Consider the following 7,844-nt stretch of genomic DNA (forward strand, 5'->3'; position numbering starts at 1 on the left):
GAGCGTGAACCTGAAAAGGCCCACGACCTGGCTACCGAATTTCTTGACGACCATAGAGCATTGGAACCACCTGATCCCATCCCGAACTCAGCAGTGAAACGATGCATCGCCGATGGTAGTGTGGGGTCTCCCCATGTGAGAGTAGGTCATCGTCAAGATTAAATTCCGAAACCCCTATCTGCGTATGCAGGTAGGGGTTTTGTTTTAGTAGAAGTCACCAATTTTGCTGGCACGTTACGGCTGTAACGGGCTGGTCACAGAATTTCTTGACGACCATAGAGCATTGGAACCACCTGATCCCATCCCGAACTCAGCAGTGAAACGATGCATCGCCGATGGTAGTGTGGGGTTTCCCCATGTGAGAGTAGGTCATCGTCAAGATTGAATTCCGAAACCCCTGTCTGCTAACGCAGACAGGGGTTTTGTCGTTCTGGAGCCCTAAAAACTTCACTCCAGACTACTCTTTGCGCGCCTTACTGCTTCTGCGAGCCACCAACTTGCGCCACCAGATATAGTTCCCGGTCACCGACAGCACTGCAATCAAAATACCCAACACGGCAACTTGACTTGCCCGGTGAATCCAATGATTCGCCCTCCGTGTATCAGCAATTGCAGCCTGTAAAAACGTTCTCCCAAAGTGCCCTGCCCCGCGATCTCCTGTCCTAATAAACGCCCGTCTGCGCCATGGAAGAACAGCCAGGATTTACAATGGGCCTCAGTATCATGTTGCCCAAAACCCGCCCCATAGAAGTTGTACTCAAAGCTGTAATACAACTCCCCGATCGACGCCGTCAACTCCAGTCTTTGACCTTGCTTCAGCGCACGCTCATAAGCCTGTTGATAACTCAGTCGAGTCAGGCCCCATTCCTCAGCGGCTATGAGCCCACGGGATTCAGCCCCTTCTGCTCACCATTTACTGGGTCCAGATAGAACACCTGGTTGGGCTCGGCGAAAGGTTTTCCAGTCGATGGATCGGTACGTGCAACGGCTGCGAGTAAGGCCGTATGCCCCACATCGTCCGGGTACTTCATGTACCAGACCTGAAGGCGCGGATGCTCGTTTTGCAGCTTGTCGACCAGATCCCCAGGAGGCAGACGCTCACCCTCGGATGTCGCCAGATAGAACACTGGGTTGAGCCATTCATCCAGTTCATGATTGAACGCCAGAATGCTGCATGTGATCCCTGCCATCAGCAGAAACAACGCTGTGGCCAAGCCGATGTGGCGATGAAGTAAAACCAGAAGTGTGCGCATGGAGTTTTCCTGCAGAGACGACAAAGCCAGCCCCTGGAGTCAGGCGCTGGCTTTGTAGGAATAACGAGTGATTAGAACTGGTAACTCACCGTGGCGGCGACGTTGCGTTCTTCGCCCAGATAGCAGAAGTTCAGGCTGGCACAGGACGCCACGTACGACTCGTTTGTCAGATTGTTCGCATTGAGGCGTACGTCCACGTCCTTCAACCCAATCTTGCCCAAGTCATAACCGACAGAGGCGTCAAACAACGTGTAGGACGGCACCTTCATGGTGTTCTCCGCATCGGCCCAGCTATAGCCGACATACCGCACACCACCGCCCAGACGCAGGCCATCGAGTACCGCGCTGTCGAATTTGTAGTCTGCCCAGACCGACGCCATATGACGCGGCGCCTGGGTCGGCGAGTTGCCCTTGTTCTCGATGACGTCGGTGGGCGTACTCAGGGTGCTGACCATAGACTTCGAGTATTCAATGTCGGTGAAGGTGTAGCTGCCGAGTACTTTCAAATTGTCGGTCAGTTGCATGTGCGCTTCCAGTTCCAGGCCTTGGGAGCGGACGGCACCTACAGCGCGGTAGAAGTTTTCTTGCGGCAGTTTGGTCGCAAGGTTTTCCTGATCGATGCGAAACAGTGACGCGGTGAACAAGTTGTCAGTGCCCGATGGCTGATACTTCACGCCCACTTCCCACTGCGTCCCATCGGTCGGTGCCAGAGGATTGCCGGCACTGTTTGAGTAGGAGTTCGGGTTGAAGGACTCGGAGTAGCTGATGTAAGGCGCAATGCCGTTATCGAACAGGTACAACGCGCCTGCACGACCGGTCAGCTTGGTTCTTTTGTCGCTGATTTCTGTGCCGACGGGGCGCTGCGCTTCGGCCAGTCGGTTTTCATCGGAGGTCTCGACCCAGTCCTGACGCAGGCCCAGGGAGAAGCGCCACTTGTCCATTTCGATCAGGTCTTGCAGGTAGACGCCAGTCTGTTCCAGGCGACGCAGATAGCTGGTCGTGCCATAGAAGTCGATATTCGAGTTGCCATACACCGGGTTGAACACATCAATCGGTGCAAGGGCGCCGCTGGTCCAGTCGACGACAGTCTTGCGCCGTTGGTAGTCCGCACCCAACAGCACCGTGTGTTTGGTTGCGCCGGTGAAGAACTCCGCTTGCAGCATGTTATCGACAATGAAGGCATTAAGTTTCTCGTCGCCACCGGTGTAGTAACGATTCAACTCATGACTGCTCGGTGTGGTCCAGCCATAGGCGTAGACCTGATCCAGCTTCACCTTGGAATCGAGATAACGGAAGTTCTGCCGTGCAGTTAAGACGTCGTTGAAGCGATGCTCAAACTGATAACCGAAGGATTGCTGATCACGCTGAAAACCATCAATGCCCGGCTCTCCCTCGAAGAAGTGCGGTGAGATGCGATTGCCGTTGCGCTGATGAATTGTCCCATTGGCCGGCATGCCGCCGTGATAGCCACCGTCGGGATCGTGTTGCAGATAGGCCTGCAGGGTCAGCGAGGTATCTTCGGTGAAGTCGAGGCTCACCGTAGGCGCCAGGGCGAAACGCTTTTCCTTGTTGTAATCGAACTGCGTGTCGGACTGATCCGCCAACCCTGTCAGACGATAGGCAATGCGCTTGTCGTCATCCACCGGGCCGCTGAAGTCGAAACCCATGCCACGCTGGCCTTGGCTGCCCACGGTGGCCTGGATCTGATGATAGGGCTCATACAGCGGTTTCTTGCTGGTCAATGCCACCAGGCCACCCGGCGAACTGCGACCGTAAAGTACCGATGAAGGCCCTTTGAGAATGTCGACACGCTCCAGGAAGTACGGGTCCACCTGCATGGTGCTGTAGGTGCCGCTATCGCCCATGGATTTGAGGCCGTCGAGGTAGATGTTATCCACCGAGCCGTCGTTGAAGCCGCGCATCGCCACGTAGTCATAACGGTGGGTTGCGCCATATGGATTGGTCAGCACGCCCGGGGTGTAGCGCATGGCCTGGGAGACGGTTTGCGAGCCCTGGTCGTCCATTTGCTCGCGGGTGACCACCGACACGCTTTGCGACGTTTCCAGCAACGCGGTACTGGTCTTGGTGGCGATCTGGCTGTGCGTCGCGTTGTAGCCGTCCATGCTGCCCAGTGCGTTACCGAGGGCAAAGCCTTTGATGTCGGTGGTGGGCAATGCCAGTGATCCAGTTTCAGCGGCAGGACGCAGCACATAGCTGCTGCCATCCTGGCGCAAGGCCTCAAGGCCCGAACCATCGAGCAAATGATTCAGCGCCTGATCGACTGAATGGTCTCCCTGCACACCCGGTGAATGGCGCCCGCTGGTTTGCGCAGGCGTAGTCGACAACGTGATGCCGGCCTGACGCGCAAACTGGTTGAGCACATCGCTCAATGGACCGGCACCGATGTTGTAGCGATGGCTGCTGACTTCACTGTTCTGCGCCGCAACCGAAAGTGTTGGCAACCAGCCGACCCCCAGCACGGTAGAGAACAGCGCCGCGCGAACGGCACCGTGCAAAATGCAGGTGTCCGCAGTGAAACAAGGAAGGTTCTTACCGATGGCGCGCACAGTCATTGTAGGTTTCCGTAGGAAGTCGCTGAAGTCAGAGTTGAAGTGCTTACTGACTAAGCCGGGCTTGCACGGAAAACCCGCCAAAAATAATTCAGACTTGCCGCTCCAGCGTCACCCACCAGCGAGTGCGGTAGCGCAACTGCACCGGCAGGGTTTGCGGGAGTATGACCAGCAGCTTATCGGAGTTCTCCAGACGGAAGACTCCGGACAGCCGCAAGTCCGCAATGTCCGCTGAGCACGTCAAATAACCGTGTCGGTAACGTGCGACTTCATTGAGAAAATCCCCCAGGCGCATGTTGCGAGTGACGATCAGGCCATCGACCCACGCACCGGCATCCATATCCAGAGGCGCAGCCAGCTTCGCCTGGTGGTCATCGATCAAATAACTCTGTCCGGCCTGTACCCGAATCGGCTCACCGTCGGCGGCCCGTGGCGAATGAATCGCGACCATGCCGCTGGTGACACTGAGGCGTGTGCAGTCATCCTCCTGACGCAGGATGAACCGCGCCCCCACACCTTCATACACGCCGTGACGACTGTGCACCCGCAACGGTCGATCAAATGAAGACGCTTCGTCGATCCCGCCGCAGGTCACGATGATTTCGCCGCGCGTCAGTTTGATCAGCCGTTGCTGCGCGGTGTAATCGAGATCCACCGCGCTGGCGGTGTTGAGCTCCAGGCGGGTGCCGTCGGGCAATTGGAAACCACGTCGCTCGCCGGTGGCGGTTGCGAAGTCGGCGGTCCACTGCTGCCAACCTACCGCATCCTTGCCCAGCCATGCCGCAGAACCCATCAGTAATGCGCCCGACAGCAACTTCAGAGCCTGTCGTCGTCCCAATCCCTGAGCGCTGTTTTCCAGCGTGTTGAACGCGACTTGGGCGCCGGGCACCGCGCGCAGATTGCTGCTCAACTCTGCTTGCAGGGACTGCGCCCGCTGCCAAGCCAGTTCGTGTTCAAAATGCTCTGCGCGCCAGACATCGCATTGCTGGCGCAACCTCGGATTGGCCGCGTTGTTGCGCAGCCGCAGCAGCCAATTGATGGCCTGTTTGACCACCTGCTGATGAGGTTCGCCGCGCCGGTGAAGTGACGAGTTATCCACAGACATCACGCTTCATACCGCAAGACGTAGCAGTGATACAGCGCATCAGCGACATAACGCTCCACCGAACGCATGGACAAGCCCATCTGCCCGGCAATCTGCTTGTGGGTAAGTCCTTCGCACTGCGCCAGCAGAAATGCCTGACGCACTTTCGGCTTCAGGCCTTCAAGCATGCGGGCGATGCTTTCCAGCAATTCGAGCACCAGCGCCCGCGCCTCGGCACTCGGGGTGTGGGCTTCGGGCAAGTGAGCGATGGTTTCCAGGTAGGCGCGCTCGATTTCCTCACGGCGCCAATGGTCGATGACCAAGCCACGGGCGATGGTTCGCAAAAAGGCGCGGGGCGCCTTGAGTTCCAGGCGTTCGGTTCTTTGCAACAGGCGCACGAAGGTGTCCTGCGCCAGGTCTGCCGCATCGGCTGCATTGCCTAATCGAGCGCGCAGCCACGCGTTGAGCCAACCGTGATGGCTACTGTAAAGCGTCTGTACTGCAAACTCAGGTGAGGACATGAACGCGACAGCCCGAACGTCACAAATGATAATTAGTCGCATTGTCATCAAGGGTCACGGAATTTGCAACTGCCGGGCGAACAACCGTCATCACAAAAATGCTATTCAACCGCTCTAGCATGCCGTTCGGCGGGAATGCCGGGCTTTTCTTACAAACCCCTAAGATTTCTCCGACTCGTGCCGACAGACTGGTGAGACATGCGTGCACCAAAGTAGAGCGGACGAAGAATGCCGCCTGCGCTGTTACATGGAATGTTGCACCTGGAACGCATCCCCACTTTTTGCATAAGAAGTCCCATGAAATGAATCTCAAATTCAGCCATAAAATCCTTCTGGCCGCCTCTGGCGTCGTGGTGCTGGCTTTTGCGTTGTTCACTTTGTACAACGACTATCTGCAGCGAAACACCATCCGGCAAAACCTCGAATCCTCCGTCCAGCAAGCCGGCGATCTGACCGCCAGCAGCGTGCTTAACTGGATGAGCGGCCGTGTGCTGGTGCTGGAAAACCTCGCACAGAACGTCGCTCATCAAGGCGCCAACGCGGACCTGCCAGGTCTGGTTGATCAACCAGCCTTCACCTCGAACTTCCAGTTCACCTACGTTGGCCAGGCCAATGGCGTGTTCACGCAACGCCCCGACGCGAAGATGCCGGACGGTTACGATCCGCGTCAGCGTCCCTGGTACAAACAAGCCGTGGCTGCCGACAAGACCATGCTGACGCCGCCGTATATGGCCGCCGTCGGTGGTTTGGTGGTGACCATCGCGATGCCGGTGAAGAAGAACGGCGAATTGCTCGGTGTGGTCGGCGGTGACCTGAGCCTGGAAACCCTGGTGAAGATCATCAACTCGGTGGACTTCGGTGGCATCGGCCACGCGTTCCTGGTCAGCGCTGACGGTCAGGTGATCGTCAGCCCGGACAAAGACCAGGTGATGAAAAACCTGAAGGACATTTATCCAAATTCGGGCGTGCGCATCGAGAAGGGCAATCAGGACGTCACCCTGAACAAGCAGGACCGCATCCTCTCGTTCACCCCGGTGAGCGGTTTGCCGAATGCCGAGTGGTACATCGGTCTGTCGATCGACAAGGACAAGGCCTACGCACCACTGAGCCAATTCCGCACCTCGGCGCTGATCGCAATGTTCATCGCCGTCAGCGTTATTGCAGTGCTGCTGAGTTTGCTGATCAACGTGCTGATGCGTCCGCTGACCACCATGGGCCGCGCGATGCAGGACATCGCCCAGGGTGAAGGTGACCTGACCCGTCGTCTGGCCGTGGAAAGCAAAGACGAATTCGGCGAGTTGGGCGGTTCGTTCAACCAATTCGTGGAGCGGATTCACGCATCGATTTCTGAAGTGTCTTCGGCGACCCGTCAGGTGCACGATTTGTCGCAACGGGTGATGGCATCGTCCAACGCCTCGATCGTCGGTTCCGACGAACAAAGCGCGCGTACCAACAGCGTGGCGGCGGCGATCAACCAACTGGGCGCCGCTACTCAGGAAATCGCCCGCAATGCCGCCGATGCTTCGCAGCATGCCAGCGGCGCGAGCGAGCAGGCGGACGACGGTCGTCAGGTGGTGGAGAAAACCATCCTGGCCATGACCGAACTGTCGCAGAAAATCAGCCTGTCCTGCACCCAGATCGAAACCCTGAACGCCAGCACTGACAACATTGGGCATATTCTGGATGTGATCAAAGGCATCTCTCAGCAGACCAACTTGCTCGCGCTCAACGCCGCCATCGAAGCGGCGCGTGCCGGTGAGGCCGGCCGTGGTTTTGCGGTGGTGGCGGACGAAGTGCGCAACCTGGCGCATCGCACGCAGGAGTCGGCGGAAGAGATCCACAAGATGATCACTTCGCTGCAGATCGGTTCTCGCGAGGCCGTGACGACCATGAACGCCAGTCAGGTCTCCAGCGAAGAGACTGTCGAAGTGGCAAACCAGGCAGGTCTGCGACTGGTCAGCGTGACCCAGCGTATCGGCGAAATCGACGGCATGAACCAGTCGGTGGCCGCGGCGACGGAAGAGCAGACCGCCGTGGTGGAAACCCTCAACGTCGACGTCAACCAGATCAACTTGCTGAACCAGCAGAGCGTGGCCAACCTCAATGAAACGTTGAAGGATTGCGATGCGTTGTCGTTGCAGGCGAACCGGTTGAAGCAGTTGGTGGATAGCTTCAAGATCTGATTGAAGTCTGTTTGACCGCGTTACCGTCCTTCGCGGGCAAGTCGGATCGCCGCACCGCTCGCTCCTACAGGGTTTTACGATGCCCTTGTAGGAGCGAGGCTTGCCCTAATGCCAGTCAGTTAAGAAATTGACTTGCCCGCCCAGCAGTAATAGAAACGGGCTTATGTTTTTATGAGCCCGCTTCATGTCCCTACAAAACGCCCTTCAAGAAGTTACCAAACTCAATCCGATCT

Annotated in this window: 4 protein-coding genes, 2 rRNA genes and 1 pseudogene; 3 read left to right on the top strand and 4 right to left on the bottom strand. The window is 57.4% G+C overall.

Features of this window, described 5'->3' with window-relative positions:
* Positions 1-42: 42 nt before the first annotated feature.
* A 5S ribosomal RNA gene (gene rrf, locus EYC95_RS29760) occupies positions 43-158 on the top strand.
* 107 nt (positions 159-265) lie between these two features.
* A 5S ribosomal RNA gene (rrf, locus tag EYC95_RS29765) occupies positions 266-381 on the top strand.
* A 76-nt stretch (positions 382-457) separates the two neighbouring features.
* Here the strand turns inward: rrf (EYC95_RS29765) and EYC95_RS29770 are convergent.
* The 4 genes and pseudogenes from EYC95_RS29770 to EYC95_RS29785 all read right to left on the bottom strand — a co-directional run bounded on the left by EYC95_RS29770 (position 458) and on the right by EYC95_RS29785 (position 5,428).
* Positions 458-1,253: pseudogene (locus EYC95_RS29770) on the bottom strand (PepSY-associated TM helix domain-containing protein).
* A 71-nt stretch (positions 1,254-1,324) separates the two neighbouring features.
* Positions 1,325-3,826, bottom strand: coding sequence for a TonB-dependent siderophore receptor (locus tag EYC95_RS29775; protein WP_131063505.1), 2,502 nt, complete (start codon positions 3,824-3,826; stop codon positions 1,325-1,327).
* Between the two features lie 88 nt (positions 3,827-3,914).
* On the bottom strand, positions 3,915-4,928 hold the full coding sequence (locus tag EYC95_RS29780; RefSeq protein ID WP_131063506.1) for a FecR domain-containing protein: 1,014 nt from the start codon (positions 4,926-4,928) through the stop codon (positions 3,915-3,917).
* On the bottom strand, positions 4,928-5,428 hold the full coding sequence (locus tag EYC95_RS29785; protein ID WP_131063507.1) for a sigma-70 family RNA polymerase sigma factor: 501 nt from the start codon (positions 5,426-5,428) through the stop codon (positions 4,928-4,930). The genes EYC95_RS29780 and EYC95_RS29785 overlap by 1 nt, the downstream gene beginning before the upstream one ends.
* 302 nt (positions 5,429-5,730) lie before the next feature.
* Here EYC95_RS29785 and EYC95_RS29790 point away from each other — a divergent pair, with 302 nt between their 5' ends.
* Positions 5,731-7,611 carry a methyl-accepting chemotaxis protein gene (locus tag EYC95_RS29790; RefSeq protein ID WP_131063508.1) on the top strand — a complete coding sequence of 627 codons (1,881 nt, stop codon included), beginning with the start codon at positions 5,731-5,733 and terminating at the stop codon, positions 7,609-7,611.
* Positions 7,612-7,844: the final 233 nt, after the last annotated feature.

The sequence above is a fragment of the Pseudomonas sp. BGI-2 genome, from assembly GCF_004310295.1.
In the GTDB taxonomy this organism is placed as follows: Bacteria; Pseudomonadota; Gammaproteobacteria; order Pseudomonadales; family Pseudomonadaceae; genus Aquipseudomonas.